The sequence below is a fragment of the Fodinibius sp. AD559 genome (assembly GCF_052712805.1).
The window spans coordinates 125,446-148,525 of the sequence record NZ_JBQPVW010000002.1 but is presented as its reverse complement, the minus strand read 5'-3'; the positions used below and the strand labels follow the sequence as shown (position 1 = coordinate 148,525).

Here is a 23,080-nt window from a genome sequence, read left to right as displayed (position 1 = left end):
AGATACATTTATTAATAATAATGATCTCCCTTACAATTTATGATGGTTTTTATTTCGATAATCATACGGATGAAAATTAAATATTTTAGCTATGAAAGAAGACTTTACTGCAAGAATTGTTTCGCTTGATGAGGTATATAAGACTACCCATGAACTTGCCCAAAACATCATGAATAGTGGGATATCATTTGATATTGTCGTAGCTATCGCTCGCGGTGGAGCGCTTCCGGCCCGTTTAATTTGTGATTTCTTAAATATCAATCGCCTAACATCCCTGCAAATAAAACATTACCAAGAGGGCGCAGAGAAAATGGAAGAAGCCAAAATTATCGATCCTGTCAGTGGGGATATCAAAAAGCAAAATGTCCTTTTGATCGACGATGTAAATGATTCTGGAGAAACGATGAAAGCTGCGGTTGATCATGTCCAATCCATAGAACCTTCACTCTTGAAAACTGCCGTTTTACATGAAAAATCTCACACTATATTTAATGCGGATTTTACCGCTAAAAAGCTGAAAAAATGGAAATGGTTGATATATCAGTGGGCTGCAACAGAGGATATATTGGAATTTCTGGAAAAGGATAATATGCTGGATCAATCCGAAGAGATAATCCACAAGCATCTGGCTAACAAATACGATCTCGAAATAGATGAACAATTGCTTGAAAAAATCATGCAGCTAAAGGAAAACTATCGTTAAAAACTAATCTTATGTTAGACTATACCGCAACTTATACCGATCAGTATGAATTAACCATGGCCCAGGTTTATTTTCACAAAGGTTTAAAAAACGAGACGGCCATATTTGATTACTTTTTCCGAAAGCTTCCTTTCGAAGGCGGATATGCTATTTTGGCCGGTCTCGAAGATCTGCTACAAACCGTGGAACAGCTACAGTTTGACGAAAAAGATATAGAATTCCTTGAAGGGGAAGGAATGGACCCGGAATTTCTTGAATACCTTAAAGAGTTTCGTTTTACAGGTACTGTTTATGCCCCCCGCGAAGGAGATCTTGTATTCCCCAATCGGCCGATCTTAAGTGTTGAAGGTCCGATCATAGAAGCTCAAATTCTGGAGACACTCATCCTGAATATTTTAAACTACCAATCACTTATCGCTACCAAAGCCAGCCGTATGCGATTGGCTGCAGGAGATCGCAAACTGGTTGATTTTGGCCTGCGAAGAGCACCCGGTCTTGGCGGATATAATGCCAGCCGGGCAGCAATAATCGGCGGTTTTGATGCTACCAGCAATGTACGATCGGGACGTGACTATCAAATTCCGGTTTCGGGAACAATGGCTCACTCCTTCGTTCAACGTTATGACGATGAAATATCATCCTTTCGCGACTTTGCGGAAGTACGAACAAAAGACTGTGTACTGCTGGTAGATACCTATGATACCCTAAGGAGCGGCGTTCCCAATGCTATTAAAGTAGCAAAAGAGATGGAAGAACGGGGTAATAGACTCAAAGGCATTCGACTGGACAGTGGTGACCTGGCGTGGCTGGCCAAAAAATCTCGCGAGATGCTGGATGATGCAGGGCTCAATTATGTGAAGATTGCTGCATCAAACCAGTTGGATGAACACGTAATCAAAAGTCTGCTCAATCAACAAGCTCCCATCGATCTTTTTGGAGTAGGAACAAGCTTGGTAACCGGCCGCCCGGATGCTGCTTTAGATGGCGTATACAAACTGAGCTACGCCAATAAGAAGCCAAGGATTAAACTTTCTGAAACCCCGGAAAAGATCAATCTGCCGGGCAAAAAACAGGTGTATCGCATACTAAAAGAAGATGGTACTTTTTATGGAGCCGATGCCGTAGCTCTTGCCGAAGAACAAGATATTAACGCTATTGTTCATCCTTCAGATTCTAAAAAGTCGCTCGACATCAGCAATTTTAAAAAAGAACCATTGCTACATAAAGTGATGGAAGATGGAAGACGAGTAACGGAATCAAAATCTCTTAATGAAATCAAGAAATATAGTCGAAAACGATTGGATAAACTTCCAAAGGAGTACAAAAGATTTGAGAATCCCCATCTTTATAAGATTGGATTAAGCAAATCATTAAAACAAAAACGAGACCAGTTGGTAAAGCAACTTAAAGATAAAATTCCGAGATAAATCCATATAAAGTTCTAAAAAAAGTAATTGCTCCTGATTAACTTTTTTGACATTAATAGAATCTTTCGAAGATGAAATCCCCACATGCTCAACAGGAGTTTCCCTCACATTTGGGAGGACTCGTTAAGCTTATATTACTAATAGAGACTTTGACATATTGACTTCAAAAGAGCACAGTTTACTGATGTACTTTGGTACAACGGTAGATAAGTCTTGAAATATACCTCCGACTTCTCGATATACTTCTTTAACCGAAGAAATATAAAGAGTGTGCTCAGGTTTTCGTTGATCACCGAGAGGTGACTAACAATAAGCCGAAGGTTGAGGGTGTTCCGATTTGTTTCGGGACTGAGATTAAACCCCTTGAACTTGAATCCGGTAATTCGGACGCAAGGAAACCAACGGCTTTTATTACCAGAGAGAATGATTAGCCCTTGCATTAATTTGTAAGGGCTTTTCATTTATAAACTATCACTGTAAAAGTTTCGCAACTTTTCTATGGAAACATCTATTACCGATGTTTTGTATAAATATCATATTCTATCAAGTTTTTTAGATTTATAATAAAATAGGTAGTCCTGCTATCTTGTAATAGACGTGCAAAAATCACAAATATTATAACATTAAACCTATAAACTAATACATATAAGCATATGTAAGTATTAGCACTACATTATATTAGGATAATCTACTATACCCTATACCCAGCTTAATCGGTATTAATAAAGAAATTCTAAGATAAGGAGGATATATCATGGAACAATCCAAAATAGAGCAATCGCCTTTTAATGAACAGGAGCTACAACATTTTAAGAAACTTCTTTTAGAAAAACGGCAAGAAGCCCGAGAACAGGCAGATAAAATTAAAAGTAGTATATCTGATTCAAATGAATCTGATGACGCTGACTACTCCTCATTAACCCATCATCAGGGCGATGTAGGAACAGAAATGGAAGACCAAGAGATGAACTATCAATTGCTTGAACGGACCAAAAAATTTATAGGAGAAATTGATGATGCTCTTGAACGTATCGAAAATGGTACTTATGGCATCTGTCAGTCAACCGGTAAACCAATTTCAAAAGAGAGGCTGGAAGCAGTCCCTCACACCCGGCATAGTATAGAGGCAAAAAAACAAGGGCTCGATAAGAAATGATAATTTTTCCAAATACTTAAAGCTTATCATCATATACCGAAAGAAAAATTTCACGGAAAACGATAAAGAGTATTAAGCTGCTGTATGCAAATACAGCAGCTTTTTTCATATGTTGCTGTTCCTTCAGCTATAGCCTCGATTTACCTTAACTGAATATGTGTATCCATACTACCGCACATATCATCTTCGTGAGGTTAATGAAACCATCTATGATGAAATAATAAAGCAAGGGTATAAATGAGAGGGAGCAAAAACATGGCGCACATTCTGGAAATCGCCGATGTTTAGGATCATTAATCCACCAAGCTTGGTATCCCCATCAAATATTACCTTAAATTGGCAGTCCGGACTTTTTTACCAATAACTCAAAGATTAAGCCATCCACCAGATCCCAGACAATAAACTAAATGATCACCGCTCCACTTGTGACTAAAATTTAAACTGTTGGTAAAGATTATTTTTACGAACAAAATATAATAGATTATACAGCTTGGGTTTGACCTAAGGGATAACTAACTATGTTTGAAGTGGTTTTTAGGTTATACTTCGTATTTTACCCGACAGATTGACTCAATTAGAACCTTACAATAACCGAAATTTTATAGTGCAATTGCCAGCTTTTTTCTTATCATATTAATTCTATTCGTCTTTAGTAGACCTTTGTTTTGTATACAAAAAGTAATAACTATGATAAATGAATCTGTCAAAGAGGAACTTTTTGATAAACTGGAACGCGTACTTAAACATCTCGATTTTTCAGAGATCCAGATAGAAAAACATCCAGAATATCCTAGCCCCAAAATTCATCATAATATTTTGGGAAAAGAAGATTACACCCCTCCTTTCGTTGCCAGTAAAAATGAAGTAACCTATTATTTCGAATTCATTGATGGTAACCCATTAGTTATGGATAAAAACAAACATTTCATTCGCAAATTAATCAATCTCGGCGATCAACAGTGGGATGCTGATTTTGTTTTCGTAACAAAATATGGCCATAAAGATAGGGTAAGAGAATGGTGTGAAAAAAATAACTTATCCGTGGACCAAATCTGGGAAATGTAAGGAATTCGACCACACGTTTGTCGTCATTTTACTGTCGTTCATCTCTATTAGATTTTATAGTATGCAGATAAATATTTAATAAAAAAAATCTATGCGATTTGTAATTCTTACCTTCTTTGTGCTTTTAATAGGCTGCGGGCACCAATCTGATAACCAGTCGATGGAAAATAATACAGCACCTATTGATACCTTAGTTGTAATTGAAGAGGGCCAAAAAATATCACAGGTTGCTTTTAAAACATTGAGTAGTAATCTAAAACAGGCTATGAAAGAGGGCGGTATAGGGTATGCCTTAGAATTTTGCAATGTTGAAGCAATGCCCCTCACTGATTCCCTTTCTGCACACTACGGGATAGAACTTCGTCGCGCATCTCATCAGCCCAGAAATCCTGTCAACCGTGCCGATTCTCTCGAAATGAAAACCATAGAAAAGTATCTTCGAAAGATTAAAGAAAACGAGGACTTGAAACCGACAACCTATGCCCATGAGAACACAATTTCCTTTCATGCCCCTATCCGTATTACCAACCAGCTTTGCCTGAACTGTCACGGTGACCCGGGAACGGATATTAGGATGTCAGATTTCGAAACCATCCAAAAACTATATCCCAAGGATAAAGCCACCGATTTTGAAATGGGAGAATTACGCGGCATCTGGAGTATTGATTTTCCAAAAGCATCCTTTTCAGAAGGCCAAGAATAATAAACAGACCAAACTCTTTTTGTCTGGATATACTATGCTGGCACAGAAATCAACGTTTTGAGCAGCCTCAGCAGTATCAATGGAATCTTTTTATGAGATTTAATCCGACTCCCGAATATTACGCATCAATAAAATGGCACAAGTAATTGAAATAAGTGCAACCGCGGGAATAATATTTTGCTCCACTTTTCCCAGCAATAATCTCAAATGAAAAACTCCCGACTGATTTTACGGGAATAAATTTGCTGAACTGTTTAAACTAAAACCGCCGATCTGCTAAATCAATACACCGATCTAAAAGCTTTTTAGGTATCTATACTCTGACAATCAAATAACATTCAATAATTATATTGAATGTTATAATGTTATTGGTTATTTTTCTATTCGATAATCTAAAACCACGTTTGTTATGGATGTCAGAGATTTTAAAACCAATATTTATACGGAACTGGCAACGATAACAAAGGCCATGGCAAATTCCCATCGGCTTGAAGTTATTGAACTGTTGGCACAGGGTCCCTGCTCGGTAGAATATATTGCGGAAAATACCCGACTCAGTATTGCCAATGCCTCGCAGCACCTGCAGGTCTTAAAGAAGGCGCGTCTGGCTAAAGCAGAAAAAAAGGGGAAGTATAACTACTACTCTCTTACAAATTCCAAGGTTTACGAAGTATGGAAGTCTTTGCGGGAATTTGGGTTTACCCAAAACGCGGAAATACAACGGTTAATTCGCGATTTCCGCAATGACCGCCAAAGCCTGGAAACTGTTTCGCTGGAAGATTTGCACCAGCGCATGGAAGATAACGAAGTGTTGGTATTAGACGTCCGGCCCGACGAGGAATATAAAGAAGGACATATTCCTGGTGCTATCTCTATCCCGACCAAAGAATTGGAAGAACGGATGAAAGATCTACCCAAAGACAAGCAGATTGTTGCCTATTGCCGGGGACCGTTGTGTGCTATGGCTGATGATGCTGTAGAACTACTCAAACAGCACGGCTTCGAATCAAAACGGTTGGAAGAAGGCTATCCCGAGTGGATGTTACAGAATCTTTCCGCTGAATAAATTAGATGTTAGCTATGGCAAGTTCTACATGTATAATGTTAAAACATAAAAGGTAATTATTATGACAGGTTTGAATTCTATACTTCTGCAAATGAATGGACCTCAACATATGATGGATGGCTGGGGTGGTTTCGGCATAGGGCTGATGATGGTTTTTTGGCTGTTGGTCCTTGGTTTGATCGTAACTCTGATCTGGTTTCTGGTTCGGAAAGGTGGTGAATCCCCAACCAGTCACACTGGCGAATCGTCTCTAGAAATACTGAAAAAGCGATATGCCCGTGGCGAAATAGATGAAGACCAGTATCGCCGAATGAAAGACGAAATTACTGAATAAGTAACTCGCATTTAAAAAAACCTATCAAATAAGTCTACCCATGACTGTACTAATCATTATCAACGACGCCCCCTACGGAACCGAAAAGGCATACAACGCCATGCGTATTGCCAATCAACTGGGCAAGGATAACGTTAACGTTCGCATCTTTTTGATGGCTGATGCCGCGACCTGCGCTTTGGCTGGTCAGGATACGCCCGACGGATACTATAACATTGAACGCATGTTAAAGCTTTCGGTTGCCAAGGGCGCAAAAGTTAAAATCTGTGGAAGCTGCGCCGCGGCCCGGGGCATCAAGGACGCTGAATTTGTCAAAGGAGCCGAAATAGGCTCAATGCCCGAACTATCTGAATGGATTTCTAAAAGTGATAAAGTGCTCACTTTTTAAATCATAAACAGCACTAATACTATGGAATCGCTTCTTCAGCAACTCCAACAAACGCAGCTCATACTCATGGGAGCCGGGCTGGTTCTTTTGTTTATGTGGGAAAGCGTCCAACCCTTTTATGCCTGGTTTAATAACTCCTTTAAAATCCGAGGCATCCATGCATTCCGCAATTTAGTAATTGGTGCCATTAATGCACTACTCGTCAGTGTGGTGTTTGTCGGCCTGTGGATGATTGCCTCTGTTTGGGCAGCAGAAAATGGATTTGGAATGTTACATTGGCTGGAATCTTCCACCCCAATGCCTCTGTGGATCCACGGAATTGGAGCCGTACTTTTGCTGGATTTTTGGATGTATGCCTGGCACCGGATCAATCACGAGATTTCCTTTTTCTGGCGTTTCCATCGCGTTCATCATTCTGATCCAGAAATGGATGTAACCACCGCCAGTCGGTTTCATCTGGGAGAGATTTTCTTCTCTTCCCTATTCAGAATACCATTGATTGCATTCTTCGGCGTCTACCTCTGGGAACTAGTGCTTTATGAAACGCTCATGTTCGCTGTGGTTCAATTTCATCACGCCAATATTGGTCTGCCGGAAAAATTTGACCGCTACCTTCGATCAATCATTGTTACTCCCAATATGCACCGGGTGCACCATTCGCGGTGGCAGCCGGAAACCGACTCCAATTATAGCTCGTTGTTCTCATTTTGGGATCGCCTTGCTAAAACATTCCGCCAAAACCCTGAACCTAAAAATATCAGGATTGGACTCGACGAATTTGATCAGGATGAAGACCAGACCATACGTGGAATGATAAAAACCCCACTCAAACAAAAAGAAAACTAACGTCATTAATAATTTTTAGGCAAAACAAACTGATAACTTTTTATGAAAAACAAGACTATTTTAGTACTCGGTGGTGGACTTGGAGGAGTCGTCGCAGCAACCGAGCTACGGGAAAACCTGAATGATAATCACCGGATTGTGATGTTTGACAAGCAACCACAGCATCTGTATGCCCCTTCGCTGCTTTGGTTGATGGTAGGTAAGCGTAAACCACAAAAAGTCACCCGTGACCTAAACCGATTGCAACAAAAAGGGATCGAATTTGTCAACGGAGAGATTACTAACATTGATCCCGATCGAAAAATGGTGACGGTCAACGAGACCACCTATTCCGGCAACTACATGATCATCTCTCTCGGGGCAGAGCTGACGGATTCTCCTTCCCTGAAACAAACAGGGCATAATTTCTATACCCTGGAAGGGGCAAAATCATTTTGGAGAGCGTTAAGCCAATTTGAAGGAGGAAAGGTTGTTGTTCTTGTGTCTGCGAAACCCTTTAAATGTCCGGCAGCCCCTTATGAAGCAGCCTTGTTGATTAACGATTATCTACAACAAAATGATATCTCCGCGGAGGTAGAGCTGTATACTCCTGAGGCGGACCCGATGGGAGTGGCCGGAGAGGAAGTCTCAGAGAACGTGCAAAATCTTGTAGAACACAAAGGCATTAAATATTTCCCCGAGCATCAATGGTCAGGAATTTCTGATAAGAAGACCTTGCGGTTCGATAACGGCACTGAAACAACCCCAGATTTACTGGCCTATGTCCCTGAACATCGTTGCCCTCAAGTAATCAGAGAAACAAATCTAGTGGGCGAAAGCGGATGGATAGCACTAAACGATAATGAGATGATGACCACCGATTATGAGGGGGTATATGCGATTGGAGATGCCACGGGCGTAACGCTGCCAGCAGGGAAATCGCTACCTAAAGCAGGCGTATTTGCTCACAAGCAGGCCGAAACGGTGGCTCACAACATTGCAACCGATATCAATGAAGAAGGATCATTAATAAAATTCAGCGGGGAAGGACAATGTTTTCTTGAAACCGGTAGTGGCAAAGCTGGATTTGCCAGCGGGAATTTTTATGCAGACCCAGAGCCTGACGTTACAATGAAAAATCCCGGCATGTGGTGGCACTGGGCAAAAATATGGTTCGAAAAATACTGGTGGTTCAAATATTTCTAATAAACGATAGTATTTTTTTCAATAAGATACTTTCTTAACTATATAATGAATTACGAGGGCAGGAGTTAAGGACTAAGACGATTTCCAAAAATAAGGAGCCAATTAATCTGGTTAAATTAAATCTTGATACCATTTATGAGCAACGTAGACATTTTTGACAAACATACCGAGCGATATGACGAGTGGTTTGATGAGCATCCGGTGTTGTTCGAGTCGGAACTTGAGGCTCTTGACAAGGTGGTTCCCTACAACAAATACGGTCTTGAAGTGGGCATTGGCACGGGGCGTTTTGCAAAAGCATGTGCGATTGATCGTGGGATAGATCCATCCGAGAATATGGCTCGGATCGCCGAACAGCGGGGCACCAAAACACTTATTGCCAAAGCGGAAAATATGCCCTTCCCCAGCAACACGTTCGGCTTCGTCGTCATGGTAACCGTGGTGTGTTTTCTGGACGATATGAACCAAGCGCTCAGCGAGATAAAAAGGGTACTGAAACCGGAAGGGGAGCTGATCATCGGTATGATCGACAAAGAAAGCCCGTTGGGCCAACAATACCAGCAGGAAAAAGCCCAAAACCCTTTTTACAAAGAAGCCAAGTTTTATTCCGTCGATGAAATCACCGAGATATTATCCGAAGCCGGATTCGGCTCCTTTGAATATTGGCAAACACTCATTACCGCCTCAGAAGAAGAACCAAAAGAGCCGCAACCAGGATACGGCGAAGGAGGATTTGTGGCAATAAAAGCCGTACTCAATTAAGACATGCATTGAACGACTAAACTTTTCATTATTGAATAGACCAACGCTAACTTAATTCGTACTATAGTAACACAAATGTACAAACTCTTACCCAATATAAATTTAATGGCCGCAATACTTTATTAGATGATGACCATTTTACGAAATGGACCATCGGAGCCAGTTATTACTTTGTTGGCAACACGTGCCTTTCAGCCAACTATGAATTTCGTGAAGATCAATCAAATCCCGATCTTGGTAATCTATTTACCATCCAAATGCCGGTAACACTTTAATCAATCAGTATTCATAGTAGTATGGAAGGAAGTTACTTACTGAACAAGCAGGACTATACAGAAGAGTCCGTATTCAAACCCGAAAACCTGTTGCGGGAGGCCCGTCGCCAAAAAGGATTGCCTGAATGTAATATTCCCGAAGTCTGCATACTCGATCCTGATGGTGATATCGTATCCTACTTGAATAAAAGTGGCAGAGCTTCTATGAACAAATGTTGGGCAGGCTATCATACAACAATGCATGAGTTTGAACTCAACAACCAGATCGTTGGTATTATCGGAGAGGCCGTGGGCGCTTCCTTTGCCGTATTGGTTGCTGAACAAATGTTTGCCAGTGGCTGCCAACTTTTAATCAGTATAACCTCAGCCGGCACGATCGCTTCGCCGCCCGGAGGCGAGCAGTTTATACTGATTGACCAAGCCCTGCGAGATGAGGGAACCAGCTATCACTATCTTCCTCCCGAAGAACCAGCGCATCTTAATCGGGAGATATTAGATAACCTTCAAGGCCTGCAATCCGACCCGGAATTCTCAGTGGGTATAGGCCAAAGCTGGACGACCGACGCTCCATACCGAGAGATCCAATCCGCTATTCGTGGAGCAGAAGAAAAAGGAATAACAGCTGTTGAAATGGAAGCAGCGGCACTGTATGCTTTTGCAAAGGCTAAACAGCAACCGGTGGTCTGTTTTGCTCACTTGACCAACACCATGGCCCAAGAGGCCGGTGACTTTGAGAAGGGAGTAGAAAACGGTAGCATTGATTCCCTGAATCTTATCAAAGAGGTCATGTATAGAATAGATCCCTAGTTTAGAAAAACCCAGTACTTGTACTCCAAACAGTTGAGTGATCAAAAAAGCGGACAAAAAGTGAAAGTGATTTATTGAACGTAAAAAGCAACTCCGACAAACATTTTATGACTTCATAATTTTCGAACTTTAACTAAAACCAATGATAACAATGAGCAATCGAACTAATGATTTTTCAACTAAATGGGTTATAACGTTAATCATATTTTGTATGGCAGGAACGGTTCACGGCCAACATCAGATGGATAAAAGTGATACGCCCCTTTCAATGCCCGGTAATGATATCTTTGGAACTATCCAGGAAGTAGTACAAAAACTAGAGACCAACCCAGATACTGATTGGTCAAAGGTTGATTTGGAAGCATTGCGTCAACATCTGCTTGATATGAAAGCATTTACCGAAGAAGTAGCCATCATTGAACAAAAGCCTGTTGCAAACGGCATAGAAGTTCAGGTTCGACCCAAAACAGAACGTGCCGGCGAAGCGCTCAAAAGATTATTTAGCATGCATCCCGCCATGATAAAAGAGGAAAAAGGATGGACAATGGTCGCCAAACAGGATAAAAACAAATGGGTTATTACCTGTACTACTGAAAACAACTCTGAAGTGGAAAAAATCCGTGCCCTGGGATATATAGGGTTATTGGCTGAAGGCGCTCATCATCAGCTTCATCACTGGATGATTGCCAATGGGCAGATGTAAATAAAAAAACTATTGAGACGACCTATTTGTAAACGCTCACCGTCTAAATCCGATTACTAATCCAATTGAGTAAAACCGGTAGCTGGGAACCTACTTTTTACAGTTTGTCTTTTATTAATATATGAAATCTCCCACAGCTAAAATTCCAGTGAAGGATGCAACAGTAAAAGAGTTAAAAGCTCAGCACGTTTTAGCGTCTCTTGCAAGAATATTTTTTCGTGATAGGCGTGGGCTCCTTCCCCCACCGCACCAAGCCCATCAATAGTTGGTGAATAAAGATTTGTAAAGTTACCGTCGGAACCACCACCTGACATACCCTCCTGTAAATCCAGGTCCAAATCTGCACCCAAAGATTTTGTTATCTCCCACAACTTTTGATTAGCTTCACTTTTTTCAAGCGGGGGGCGACCTATATCGCCAGTCACTGTAATTTCAATACCCTCGAGATTAGGTTCAATGTTATAAATCCTCTTTTTTATCTCCTTACCGTCTTCCTTGGTAGGTACTCGTACATCAACTACAGCTTTGCTTTTCGCAGCCACAACATTAGCCCGCTCACCTCCCTCGATTGTACCCACATTTACGCTTATGCCCTTTTCCGGCTCATTGAGCTCTACAAGCTGCTGAACAACATTTGACAAGCCGACAATCGCACTTACGCCTTTTTCAGGATCGAGTCCCGCATGCGAAGGCTGACCTTTTATAATGATTTCGAAATGACCAATGCCTTTACGTTGGGTCTTAATTTTACCCTCCGGCCCAAGAGATGGCTCCAGCACGTAAGTTCGTTCAGCCTCTTTAGCCTGTTCAAAAATAAGATCTTTGGATTCCCCGCTACCGATTTCTTCGTCAGTAGTAATCAAAAAAACAGGTGCTACCTCAAGTCCTTTATTCAGCTTCCTGATAGCTTTCATTGCAAAAATCATCATACAGATGCCCGCTTTCATATCAAATATCCCGGGTCCGACAGCCTCATTTCCATTAACGGCAAAAGGCATCTCATTTAGCGTTCCAATATTCCAGACTGTATCAATATGCCCGAGTACAAGCTGGGTTGAAGTCTCAGGGCTAAAATTCTCAGGTTTACAAAGCAGTTGTCCCGCAGTCTGCTGGCCTTCTATATGCTGTACATCAAAACCCAGGTCTTGAAAATTATTGGATAAAATATCTAATATTTCATCGAAAGAAGAGGGGGCATTAGATGGTGTTTCCTGCTTGACAAGTGATTGAAGCAGATCTATAAAATCCATTTTCTTTTCCCTGAAAAAATCATGTAACTCCCGACCTAATTCTGTCATGCCAACTCTGTTATGCTTTAAAATCTTTCGGTAAAGGAAAGGTAGTGCTTTTCTTGATGGTACTAAATCTACCGGGATGCAAATAAGCTAACAACGGTGATTCGGCAATCAACCTGCCATTATCGGCGTCATCCCCCTGACGCCGTAGTGCATCTTTGTGTACATAGGCTGCAACAATTTTCCCAACTATCATTTCCCACTCCCCAAATTTTCCCATGATGTCATGGAGCGTACACTCCAGCTGTAAATAGGAATTTTCCATAAACGCTCCGTCTATTTTTTCGGCTTCTACCGTGGAGATGGCATCAATAACCGGTTTACTATCATCATCTTCACGGGGAGAAGCTGCCAGGCTAGTTTGCACAAGCTGATCGGGTTGTGGAAAACTAACCGTAAACTCTTTTTCGCGTTCGATATTCTGATAGGTTGTTTTACGGGGCGTACCCATAAAACCTAAATAAGGTCCTATGCCCAGCGGCATAGCCATATGTTTTGGAGCCATATTATAACTACCGTCTTTTTCCCGGCTGCCAATAATGAGCAGAGCATGAACCATAAAAAAGCGGGTCCATATATCCGGATCATCCGAAATGTCGATCATTGGTGAAGAAGATTGATTAGGCATATGCTATATATTTATTCAGCTATGATTTTTTCGAAGTCCCACGAGCTATCTATATTTAAAATTTCCAGTATTTCGAAGAAGATAGCCGGGGGTTCAATAAGTTGTAATTCATTTCCCTTTTGCAGCCATCGGTGTAAAAATATAACACCCTCACTATCAATACGTTCACTACTAATCAAGTTTATAACCAGCTTGTCAATGGCCGGACTAAGGCGACTTAATATCTTCTTTTTAGTCCGCAAATTGAAATCGCCCTGCACGATTATTTCAAGTTTTTTGCCTTTCTTCTGAGTGGATATGGTATTCATCAGCAATAAATGATTTTATTTTTTGGCCAAATTCCGAATAAATATCAATAATACTAAAATCGATTGCAGAGTACACTTTCTGCAGTCGAAGAAAATCGGTATCAAAATGAAATTGTGGCAATAATCCACAGTAGATAAAATTCAAGGACGTTATATTTAAAAATTGCTCAGGAGTAGCCCTATTTTTAAGGGGTAAATCCAGCAATATCGTTTTGGGTGATTTCTCCTCGAGACTGCTAACCATATCAGAGAGTACGGTAAAGAAATCCTTTCCATATCTCTTGACAATTATGAGTGATGAGGAACTGGAATAGTCAATTTCCAGATCAATATCTGATTTATCAGCCAAATGATAGGCCCCCGATTCCTTTAGCTCAACATCCATCCCCAATTCAATATACGTTTCAAGAATAATCTCACTGTACTTTTCCGGCAGATAAACTGCTTTTTTCGGAGGCTGGCTGATCGGAAGAAAGTCCAGAGCCATAGATATCGGCTGGGGATATTCTTCATCAAAACCTTTGTACTTCACATTTACCATAGAAGCCAGTTGTATAGCCGTTGTTTTATATCCAAATTTGTTATTCACCTTTTGGCTTACGGGATGGAGAGTAACAGCCTCACCCAACAACATGGTTAACTCGTGGGATTTCGCAATTTCAATAATTCGGTCCATCATCGAACTCATTACCCCATTTCTGCGATATTTGGGAGAAACAACAGCTTCACCAACTTCTGCAATATCGGAGTTATCTTTGGGAATTACGCTAAAAAATCCAATAGCTTCTCCATCTTTTTTTCGAGCAATAACCCCGAGCTTATCTTTTGCCAGTACTGACTCTTCAATCTTTTTGGGCAAATACAGATCTTCTTTGTTATAAGAATATCCATACGTACGATAAAAAAGTTTTGAGATATCTTCCGCATCGGTAGGTTTAATACGATTAATAGTAAACTCCTCAATGTTTACACGAGAATTTTGATCTCCCTTATTTCTTAATTCTACCTCTCGTTGATCTGCGGACTGCTGTAACAGCTCATCTATATCATGGATTTGAATATTCTTAGCCAGCCTGAATTCCTTGCCCTCCTTGCCTTTATTGATGAAAGAAAAATCGTCGCTAAAGGATCGCATGAGCAAAAAGCCCGCTCCATCAAAATCATCTTCATCAAGCGCTTTTTGGAAGTCATAAGTATGGCGATCCGGATCAAATGGTTCTCCCATTTCGCTAACTACAATTTCTACGTTGGAGAATGTGTGATAAAACTCTATTTCAAAATTTTCTTTACTATCTCCAGGAAAGGCAAAAAGAATAACATCTGTAATAAGCTCACTTACTGCAACAGAAAAGCGAAGAGCTTCTCCCTTTGACAATCCACAGTTCACTCCCCAGCTGTATGTAAAATCACACACTGGATTTATGATCTGTTCATCTGTTGCTATTTCAAATTTAGCATCCATAACTACTCGTAATTAAAAGCAGTATCCGCTTATTTATCACATTGAAAGTTGTTCATACTTCATTCCCATTTAAAATATATTATAAATTTTCCCAAAATAGTTTTGTAGGGAGATGCCCTAATTTTAACGAATTAAAAAACTGTATTCATCTCGTATATTGCTCTACCTCGGTATGTATTCAGCAAACTCCATGCTTGTGGTGTCGCAGAGCAACCCAACAAGACAAAGCATAATATACGTCTCGTAGTTCTATCCCAAGACAAAGACTTAGCTTTTAGCGTTGAGCAGCAGAACGGCTCAACGAGACTAATTCTACATCTCGTCCCGGCGCTCTGCTCCGGGACGAAGCTATACAACGCTCTGCAACAGAGCAGCACAGCGAGATAAAAAGATATTTCGAATTGTGGGAATTTACCTTACAAAAAAGAATGGTTTTACATCTCTTTTATTCTGACCAGCAATTCGTTTACTACCTATAAGAAACTGTTTTTCAAATAAACAGGCAGGTATTCCATGAAAATCTATACGAAGTACCAATCGTTATTTTCCATTTCCATCACCTTGGTTTTATTTGCTTTAACAGCTATTACCAATTCCTATCAATATGATAGCACGTCGAGATATGATACCAAATTCGAAAATAATGCATGGGTTGATACAATCTCAACAAATTTATCCGGCAAACAACTTTATAATAAAGCGTGTGCTACCTGCCACGGTGCTAACGGGAAAGGTACTCCAAAAGATCAGCTTGGATTACAGGCCCAACCCGCCGACTTTACTAAATGTAATTTTGCCAGCCGTGAGCCCAACGGCGACTGGTTAGCAGTAGCCCATCAGGGTGGTCCAACAAGAGGATTTTCTACCCAGATGCCTGCATTCGGCGAAGCTCTGCCAGAGAAAGATCTACAAAAAATCCTGAATCATATTAGAAGTTTCTGTACGGATGATAACTGGCCCCGTGGAGAACTCAATATGCCCCGCCCACTGCTTACTGAAAAAGCTTATCCCGAAGACGAAGCGGTATTCACCACGTCAATTGATGTGGAAAACGAAGGTGCTGTTAATAATGAAATTGTGTATGAACAACGTTTTGGGGCGCGTAACCAAGTCGAAATAGTTGTCCCATTTGGATACCGCCAACAGCCCGGCGGCAATTGGACAGGGGGACATCTGGGCGATATGGCTGTAGGAGTTAAACGAGCACTATTTCACAACTATGATAGCGGAACAATCCTTAGCCTTACCGGAGAAGTAATTTTTCCTACCGGTGATACCGGATCGGGATTGGGAAAAGGAACAACCGTTCTGGAACCTTTTGCTTCATTTGGACAGCTATTGCCGGCCAACGGATTTTTCCATGCACAGACGGGCCTTGAACTTCCGCTGATTCGAGAGGCCGGAGATGAGGCATTTTGGCGGGCAGCGATCGGCAAAAGTTTTAATCCTAATCCATGGGGACGAACGTGGTCGCCCATGGTTGAAGTAGTGGGATCACGAGAATTTGAATCGGGTACCGCTACTCATTGGGATATCGTACCACAAATGCAGGTAACACTTAATACAAGGCAGCATATCATGCTAAATATCGGTGTACGAATTCCGGCGGATGATCCCGCAAGAGATTCCCAGTTTATGGTATACATTCTCTGGGACTGGTTTGACGGCGGCTTCTTTGAAGGCTGGTAAAAAATAGTTCAACTAAAAGGAGATTACAGATGACGAAACATATAAATAAGCATCTAATTTTTATCCTAACACTCCCGGCACTGGTAATTTTTCTGGGGCTAAGTATCAATTTCGGTGAATCGGAATCTATTCCTGTTCCCCAGGTTCACGGCATGGACATAACCATAGCAAATCATCTTCTTTTCAAGTCCGCTGACAATTGTATGAGCTGTCATAACAATATGATCACTCCCTCAGGAGAAGATATTTCTTTCGGGTCAAGCTGGCGTGCTTCCATGATGGCTAACTCAGCCCGCGATCCGTACTGGCATGCAGCTGTTCGCCGTGAGGTTATGGATCATCCCGAATCCCAGAAATTTATTGAAAATGAATGCTCTACCTGTCATATGCCAATGGCTCACTACCAAGGTAATGCAAACGGACAAATGACAGAGGTATTCGCGAATCTTCCGGCAAATAAAGCAGTAGCCCAACAAAATAAATTGGCTATTGATGGTGTATCATGTACTACTTGTCATCAGATAACTGACAAAAATTTTGGTGAACGTGAAAGTTTTGTGGGAGGATTTGTCATTGATACTCTCAACCCGATGGGAAAACGGGAAATATATGGCCCCTACCCTGTGGATACCGGACGTTCTACTATTATGCACTCCTCATCCGGCTTTGAGCAAATCAAATCCAAACATATTCAACAGTCCGAGCTATGTGCCACCTGTCATACCCTATACACCCATACACTAAACTCTGAAGGTGAAGTTATTGGGGAGCTTCCCGAACAGGTACCCTATTTGGAATGGCAACACAGTAGTTTTGTTGATAATCAAAGCTGTCAATCCTGTCATATGCCAGAAGTACAAGACAGTACGGCCATTTCTTCGGTATGGGGGCAGCCCCGTGAAAATGTTTCCCGGCACTCTTTCCGCGGTGGTAACTTTTTTATGATGCGTATGCTCAATCGATATCGTGATGAACTGGGAGTACAGGCGCTGCCTCAGGAAATGGATGCTGCGATCAATCGTACCGTTGATCACCTACAGACAAAGTCTGCTCAACTTTCAATAGTAAACGCTAATATAGACAGCAATCAGGCTGTAGTTGATGTTGCCATCAACAACCTGGCAGGGCACAAATTGCCAACGGCCTATCCCTCCCGGCGTGTCTGGATTCATTTTTCCATTGCAAATCAAGACGGCAATATCATTTTTGAATCTGGAGCTATTCGCCCTGATGGTTCAATTGTTGGCAATGACAATGATGAGAACGACGGGAAATATGAGCAACATTATTCAGAAATTACGAGCGAAAACCAAGTGCAGATTTATGAAGCAATTATGGCTGATCCGAATGATGAAATAACAACCGGATTATTATCTGCTATACGGTTCATCAAAGATAACAGAATTCTGCCCGACGGTTTCGACAAAACTACGGCCGATGAAGATATTGCGGTGCAAGGACGGGCATTCGATGATAAAGATTTTATTGGCGGAACTGATCGCCTTCGATACCGCATAAATTTGGAAGATATAGAAGGTCCTTTGCAAATCAATGTCGAATTACATTACCAACCCATTGCCTACCGCTGGGCGCAGAATCTTGATGCTTATAACGCTCCGGAAACGAATCGCTTTGTAGGCTATTATGACTCAATGTCCAGTAATTCTTCAGTCGTATTAGCGGGCACTAAAATCACAATGGAATAGTAAAATTCTAACAATCAATATAAATAAAAAGATACCAATTATGAGTAAAGATACTATATGGAACAAAAACAAAGCTTAAATAAAATAGCTGATTTTCTCGAAAAAATAGTGGGAAATATCAGGCAAGGCCATATTACGTTTTCAGATGATTGCAAGCTGGATCGGCCCGAAAATGTAATTCCAAATATAGATGTAGACCGTCGCACTAAACCCGATGTTACAGCTACCAGCGCAGAGATTGAGTTAAAATGGGAGGAGTAAAAAACCTTTCCTTTTTATAACGTTTCACAAGCATTTTACCCTGGCAATAAAAGTGATGTAGTACATTTCCCGACAAGTATTTAGTGTCTGACCTGTGAATAATTAGAGTCACAGATATAGATTTTAAAGTCAACAAAGAAGAAAAATGAATGGATTTTAGACAGGAATAAATTCTCCTAATTCAATTTACCGGAACACACATTTTACCAGAAGTAAAATTTTAGAATTAAAACTGGATCTTCTAACAATCTAAAAATTAAATTAAAGAAATATCATTATGAAAAATACTAAAGAGTCTAAAAGAGAAGAATACATCGAAAATCTTTCCAACAAACTTAAAGAATGGGACCAAGACTTGGAAAAAGTTGAAGAAGAAATAGATGATCGGTTTGACGAATTAAAAAGTGAATACAGTGATAAAATTGAAAATCTTCAGGAAGTACGCTCTAAATTAAAGGAAGAACTCAGCAAGATTGAAGAAAGCAGTTCAGAGACTTTTGATTCGATAAAAAAAGATCTTGAAAAGTTGTGGCAAAATTCCAGAAAGAGCCTTGAGTCACTTAAGGATGAATTGGAAATAGACTGAGAAATCAAGATCCAAAATAAAAATTTGAGCAAAAACCCATTAATAGAAAAAGAGGTAAATATGTCATTAGCTAAAGTAATTGAAGTGCTGGGAGAAGGAAAAACGATAGAAGAAGCAGTAGAAAATGTAAGAAAGGAGGCTTCTAAAACTATAGAAAACATAAAAAACATTTACATAAAAGATATTCAGGCCAAAGTCGAAAACAATAAGTTGGCCAGCTATCGGGTTAACGCAAAGGTAACTTTTGTACTTGAAGATAATGGCTGACAGCAGCTGTTAGAAAAGCCTTTTTGACATTGATAAAAGCCCCCTCTCTTAAAATATGAGAAGGGGGCTTTTATTAGTTGATGACCAAGTTGAAGACTACGCTGAAAAATAAGAATATGAAGAACTTGTTGGCTTAAATTAAATACGAAATCCGTATTACTGACAAAACATGTGGTAATCAGCCCGTCATAGGCAATATTTTAAATTCACCTCTTAACAACAATGTTATGAATTACAATCGTAGCAAGCTGCCAATAGATATTCCCCTATTTTATTAGGTCCATTAACATCATCCTTCAAGTCGAGTTTTAACAGAAAAGATTAGAAATTAAGCAAATTTCTCACATCATTTATGAATATTGAAAACATTCTTGTTCCCACTGACTTTTCACAATGCGCTAAGAATGCCCTCTCTTTTGCCGCAAAAATCGCAAAAAAATTTAATGCCTGTATATTTATAATGCATACGGTAGGTAGTGCATACACTTATATTTCAATGGAGAGGTTAAATAAACAGATCAATGATGAACGGTTCGCAGATCTGGATATAAGAACCCTCGTAGAAATAGGAAATCCGGGTCCGTCAATTCTTAAACAGATCAGCGAAACGTCAGCAGATCTCGTTGTGATGGGCAACAAGGGGCGTTCCGGAGCCAGAATATTGTTTGGCAGCACAACGTCAAAGATTATTTCAGATTCGCCGGTTCCGGTCATGACTATTCCCGAACAATCTAACATCAAAAATCTTAAGCAAATAGTTTTTACAACAGACTATCATACCGGTGATTTATCTGCTCTTAAGGAAGCTGTTCATTGGGCTCAAAAATTTAACTCAGAAATTCATGTCCTTCATGTTTCCCAAGAAGAAGAGGATAATCCAAATCTAAGTTTCCGTGCCTTCAAAGAAACGGCCAACGAACAAATTGATTATGAAAAATTGACCTTTGCCCGTGTTGCCCACGAATCCTTTTTAAAGGGATTTTCAGATTACGTAGACGAACATAGCATAAGCTTAGCAATTTTAACTAAATATAAGAAGTCTTTCATCCAGAAAATTATAGAGAAAGATCATACCAAACAGATAGGATTCTATTCAAATATTCCTCTGCTCATTTTGAACAATGGGGAATAGAGAACAAGAATTGATTTGTCTGAGAGATATTGAAATAATCATATCAACAAAGCAGGTACGGCTGAAGCTACAATAACAAGGCAAAGCAATAGCAGTTTCCATGCTTTCTTGAAACCGATAAAAAAAGTAAATATTCCTCCTTTAATTAAAGTATTACATATAGCAACCAGTATAATTTCATTAGCGGAAATGATTAGTGTTATGCTCTCATCTCCCATATGCAGAGAGGTAAGCGAAATGAAAGTGTTCAACAAATCATTCTTTTCAATACCCTGCCAGCGCATAGCCTTTTAGGACAGTAACTAAGAAATATAGCAAGAGTATTATCTGCTCTCAGTGTTCTAACTCGAGACGAATACTCAGCTCAATATAAAAGTTGAGCAGCGGAGCAAATCAACGAGATGAATACAACTCACCCACCATGCCAATGAAAAATTTCGCAGTCTATTTTTTCTCACCAAATTTAAGCTGTACTTAAACCCCGGTTAGAAAAATATTACTAAGAACCTATCCTGTAATTCTACATTATTTCGTTAATAATTACGGTCAACCAATCTCTCTCGCTTTTTTTCAACAAATTTCTCTATTTCCTTCCACGATCTGGTGTTTAAAATATTGTCTGTAGTACACCATCCCCTGCGAGCCAGACTGCTCCCCAGGTTCATATATCGAAAACTGGCCAAGTCATGGCTATCAGTTCCTATTGCAAGCATCACTCCTGACTCCCGCACCACTCTTATTGCATCACTATTTAAGTCCATTCGCTCAGGCTGGGCATTAATTTCCAGCGCAGTACCCGTCTCTTTAGATTTTTCGACAATTTTATCCAGATCAATAGGATATTCCTTCCGCTTCCCGATCAGACGACCCATGGGATGCCCAATGGCATTGACAAATGGATTTTCACAGGCTTTCAGTATGCGATCGGTGTTATCTTGATTAAATCGACTGTGGATCGAGGCTGTTATCCACTCCATCTTTTCGAGTAGCTTATCATCAAGATCCAACGAGCCATCCGCTAAGATATCAACCTCTACTCCTTTCTTAAGGAGAGAGCATCCAATTACTTTGTTAGCCTTATCAATAGCTTCGAACTGTTCTTCGAGTTCTTCCTCCGTAAGCCCACCGGCAATTCGGGCAGATTTTGAGTGGTCGGAAATAACCGCATATTCGTATGAATAATGCTCAGATAGATGTTGAGCCAACTCTTCAATTGTATTCGCACCGTCCGACCAGTCGGAATGAAAATGCATGTCGCCTTTAACCTGATCATTCTCTATAAGCTCGGGAATATCTCCCTTTTGCGCGAGTTCGATCTCCCCATTATTTCCCCTCATTTCCGGTGGAATCCACTGCATACCCAACTTATTATACATCTCCTCTTCTGTTTGCCCGGCTACTTTTTCGTCATCCTCTATAGCAAACATTCCGTATTCACTTATTTTAAATCCCTTATCTTTTGCCATCTTTCTAAGATGGATGTTATGCTCTTTCGAGCCAGTAAAATACAGCAATGCCGCCCCCCAGGATTCTTTCTCAATGAGCCGCAGGTCGACTTGCCGATCATGATATTCGACTTCTACGCTCGATTTAGTTTCCCCCTCGGCAAGAACGTTTTTAACCGAATCAAGAGAGGTAAAGAAATCAGCTATGTCCTCCCATTTTTCAGGATCAGCTGTTGCCAGTATATCAATATCTCCGATTGTCTCTTTTCTCCTTCGGATGCTCCCGGCAATTTCCATTTTTTTGATATCTCCCTGCTCTTCAAGCTCATCTTTTATCATTTCGGAAATTTCCAATGCCTCTGCCAAAAGAATACGCTGTTCTGCTTTTTCTTTTTCCTGAAGGCCCTCTATTAAATTTTGAACGGATTTTTCGCCAAACCCCTTTAAATCTTCTACCTTTCCACTTTCCAAAGCTTCTTTTAAATCACTTTTCGTTTCAACGTCCAGTTCTTTATGTAGCTTTTCCAATGTTTTGGGACCGATGCCCTGCACATCCACCAGATCCACAAAATCTGACGGCACACTCTTTTTAAGTTCTTCATACTTGGTAATTTTTCCTGTTTCAATATATTCGCGAATCTTTTTGGCTATGCTCTCTCCAATACCCTTCACTTCCACGAGCTGATCGTTCTGCATATAATTCCGGATATCCTCTTGCATGTGATCAATAACTTGCGCTGCGTTTTCATAAGCCCTTACTCGGAACCGATCCTTACTGCCTTTAAACCGGTATATTTTGGCCATCTCATCAAATATTTCTGCAAGCTCTTTATTGATTTTATTCATGACTTCTTCGTTATTTCATTTTCCTTTCTCATAGG

General features: G+C 40.4%; 24 protein-coding genes and 1 riboswitch. Of the genes, 19 read left to right on the top strand and 5 right to left on the bottom strand.

Annotated features, from left to right (window positions below):
- The first annotated feature begins 91 nt into the window (after positions 1–91).
- The 13 genes from ACQ4LT_RS03785 to ACQ4LT_RS03725 all read left to right on the top strand — a co-directional run bounded on the left by ACQ4LT_RS03785 (position 92) and on the right by ACQ4LT_RS03725 (position 11,420).
- The gene (locus ACQ4LT_RS03785) at positions 92–703 is read left to right on the top strand and encodes a phosphoribosyltransferase (protein WP_445664686.1); all 612 of its coding nucleotides are present in this window, start codon (positions 92–94) and stop codon (positions 701–703) included.
- A gap of 11 nt (positions 704–714) precedes the next feature.
- The gene (locus ACQ4LT_RS03780; RefSeq protein WP_445664685.1) at positions 715–2,130 is read left to right on the top strand and encodes a nicotinate phosphoribosyltransferase; all 1,416 of its coding nucleotides are present in this window, start codon (positions 715–717) and stop codon (positions 2,128–2,130) included.
- A 313-nt stretch (positions 2,131–2,443) separates the two neighbouring features.
- Positions 2,444–2,543, top strand: a riboswitch (TPP riboswitch).
- 341 nt (positions 2,544–2,884) lie between these two features.
- Entirely contained in the window at positions 2,885–3,286 is a 402-nt protein-coding gene (locus ACQ4LT_RS03775; RefSeq protein ID WP_445664684.1) for a TraR/DksA family transcriptional regulator, read from the top strand.
- A 687-nt stretch (positions 3,287–3,973) separates the two neighbouring features.
- A complete protein-coding gene (locus ACQ4LT_RS03770) occupies positions 3,974–4,351 on the top strand; it encodes a hypothetical protein (protein ID WP_445664683.1) in 378 nt (125 codons plus the stop codon).
- Positions 4,352–4,442: 91 nt separating this feature from the next.
- Complete coding sequence (locus tag ACQ4LT_RS03765; RefSeq protein WP_445664682.1) at positions 4,443–5,054, top strand: Tll0287-like domain-containing protein; 612 nt, start codon at positions 4,443–4,445, stop codon at positions 5,052–5,054.
- A 409-nt stretch (positions 5,055–5,463) separates the two neighbouring features.
- Positions 5,464–6,120 carry an ArsR/SmtB family transcription factor gene (locus tag ACQ4LT_RS03760; RefSeq protein WP_445664681.1) on the top strand — a complete coding sequence of 219 codons (657 nt, stop codon included), beginning with the start codon at positions 5,464–5,466 and terminating at the stop codon, positions 6,118–6,120.
- A 70-nt stretch (positions 6,121–6,190) separates the two neighbouring features.
- Positions 6,191–6,454 carry an SHOCT domain-containing protein gene (locus ACQ4LT_RS03755; RefSeq protein ID WP_445664680.1) on the top strand — a complete coding sequence of 88 codons (264 nt, stop codon included), beginning with the start codon at positions 6,191–6,193 and terminating at the stop codon, positions 6,452–6,454.
- A gap of 40 nt (positions 6,455–6,494) precedes the next feature.
- A complete protein-coding gene (locus tag ACQ4LT_RS03750) occupies positions 6,495–6,842 on the top strand; it encodes a DsrE/DsrF/TusD sulfur relay family protein (protein WP_445664679.1) in 348 nt (115 codons plus the stop codon).
- A 21-nt stretch (positions 6,843–6,863) separates the two neighbouring features.
- Positions 6,864–7,688 carry a sterol desaturase family protein gene (locus tag ACQ4LT_RS03745; RefSeq protein ID WP_445664678.1) on the top strand — a complete coding sequence of 275 codons (825 nt, stop codon included), beginning with the start codon at positions 6,864–6,866 and terminating at the stop codon, positions 7,686–7,688.
- A 42-nt stretch (positions 7,689–7,730) separates the two neighbouring features.
- Positions 7,731–8,873 (top strand): NAD(P)/FAD-dependent oxidoreductase, encoded by a 1,143-nt coding sequence (locus ACQ4LT_RS03740; protein WP_445664677.1) that lies wholly within the window; start codon positions 7,731–7,733, stop codon positions 8,871–8,873.
- A gap of 135 nt (positions 8,874–9,008) precedes the next feature.
- Positions 9,009–9,635 carry a class I SAM-dependent methyltransferase gene (locus ACQ4LT_RS03735; protein WP_445664676.1) on the top strand — a complete coding sequence of 209 codons (627 nt, stop codon included), beginning with the start codon at positions 9,009–9,011 and terminating at the stop codon, positions 9,633–9,635.
- Positions 9,636–9,931: 296 nt separating this feature from the next.
- Entirely contained in the window at positions 9,932–10,717 is a 786-nt protein-coding gene (locus ACQ4LT_RS03730; RefSeq protein WP_445664675.1) for a phosphorylase family protein, read from the top strand.
- A 151-nt stretch (positions 10,718–10,868) separates the two neighbouring features.
- A complete protein-coding gene (locus ACQ4LT_RS03725; protein ID WP_445664674.1) occupies positions 10,869–11,420 on the top strand; it encodes a hypothetical protein in 552 nt (183 codons plus the stop codon).
- Positions 11,421–11,557: 137 nt separating this feature from the next.
- Here the strand turns inward: ACQ4LT_RS03725 and ACQ4LT_RS03720 are convergent, their stop codons facing one another.
- Genes ACQ4LT_RS03720 through ACQ4LT_RS03705 form a run of 4 tightly spaced genes read right to left on the bottom strand, consistent with a single transcriptional unit; the run spans position 11,558 to position 15,113 of the window.
- Complete coding sequence (locus ACQ4LT_RS03720) at positions 11,558–12,718, bottom strand: M20 family metallopeptidase (RefSeq protein WP_445664673.1); 1,161 nt, start codon at positions 12,716–12,718, stop codon at positions 11,558–11,560.
- A 10-nt stretch (positions 12,719–12,728) separates the two neighbouring features.
- Positions 12,729–13,343, bottom strand: coding sequence for a flavin reductase (locus ACQ4LT_RS03715; protein WP_445664672.1), 615 nt, complete (start codon positions 13,341–13,343; stop codon positions 12,729–12,731).
- Between the two features lie 11 nt (positions 13,344–13,354).
- Complete coding sequence (locus ACQ4LT_RS03710; RefSeq protein WP_445664671.1) at positions 13,355–13,651, bottom strand: hypothetical protein; 297 nt, start codon at positions 13,649–13,651, stop codon at positions 13,355–13,357.
- On the bottom strand, positions 13,611–15,113 hold the full coding sequence (locus ACQ4LT_RS03705) for a GNAT family N-acetyltransferase (protein WP_445664670.1): 1,503 nt from the start codon (positions 15,111–15,113) through the stop codon (positions 13,611–13,613). Before ACQ4LT_RS03705 ends, ACQ4LT_RS03710 begins: the two co-directional genes overlap by 41 nt.
- A gap of 513 nt (positions 15,114–15,626) precedes the next feature.
- Here ACQ4LT_RS03705 and ACQ4LT_RS03700 point away from each other — a divergent pair.
- The 6 genes from ACQ4LT_RS03700 to ACQ4LT_RS03675 all read left to right on the top strand — a co-directional run bounded on the left by ACQ4LT_RS03700 (position 15,627) and on the right by ACQ4LT_RS03675 (position 20,754).
- Positions 15,627–16,802 (top strand): c-type cytochrome, encoded by a 1,176-nt coding sequence (locus ACQ4LT_RS03700; protein WP_445664669.1) that lies wholly within the window; start codon positions 15,627–15,629, stop codon positions 16,800–16,802.
- A gap of 29 nt (positions 16,803–16,831) precedes the next feature.
- Positions 16,832–18,508: a hypothetical protein gene (locus tag ACQ4LT_RS03695; RefSeq protein ID WP_445664668.1), complete on the top strand. Its 1,677-nt coding sequence runs from the start codon at positions 16,832–16,834 to the stop codon at positions 18,506–18,508.
- Positions 18,509–18,565: 57 nt separating this feature from the next.
- Positions 18,566–18,769: an amphi-Trp domain-containing protein gene (locus ACQ4LT_RS03690; RefSeq protein WP_445664667.1), complete on the top strand. Its 204-nt coding sequence runs from the start codon at positions 18,566–18,568 to the stop codon at positions 18,767–18,769.
- A gap of 277 nt (positions 18,770–19,046) precedes the next feature.
- Positions 19,047–19,355, top strand: a complete 309-nt coding sequence (locus ACQ4LT_RS03685) for a hypothetical protein (RefSeq protein ID WP_445664666.1) — start codon at positions 19,047–19,049, stop codon at positions 19,353–19,355.
- 60 nt (positions 19,356–19,415) lie between these two features.
- Positions 19,416–19,622 (top strand): dodecin family protein, encoded by a 207-nt coding sequence (locus ACQ4LT_RS03680; RefSeq protein WP_445664665.1) that lies wholly within the window; start codon positions 19,416–19,418, stop codon positions 19,620–19,622.
- Between the two features lie 352 nt (positions 19,623–19,974).
- Positions 19,975–20,754: a universal stress protein gene (locus ACQ4LT_RS03675; RefSeq protein WP_445664664.1), complete on the top strand. Its 780-nt coding sequence runs from the start codon at positions 19,975–19,977 to the stop codon at positions 20,752–20,754.
- Between the two features lie 533 nt (positions 20,755–21,287).
- Here the strand turns inward: ACQ4LT_RS03675 and polX are convergent.
- Complete coding sequence (polX, locus tag ACQ4LT_RS03670; protein ID WP_445664663.1) at positions 21,288–23,045, bottom strand: DNA polymerase/3'-5' exonuclease PolX; 1,758 nt, start codon at positions 23,043–23,045, stop codon at positions 21,288–21,290.
- Between the last annotated feature and the right edge of the window lie 35 nt (positions 23,046–23,080).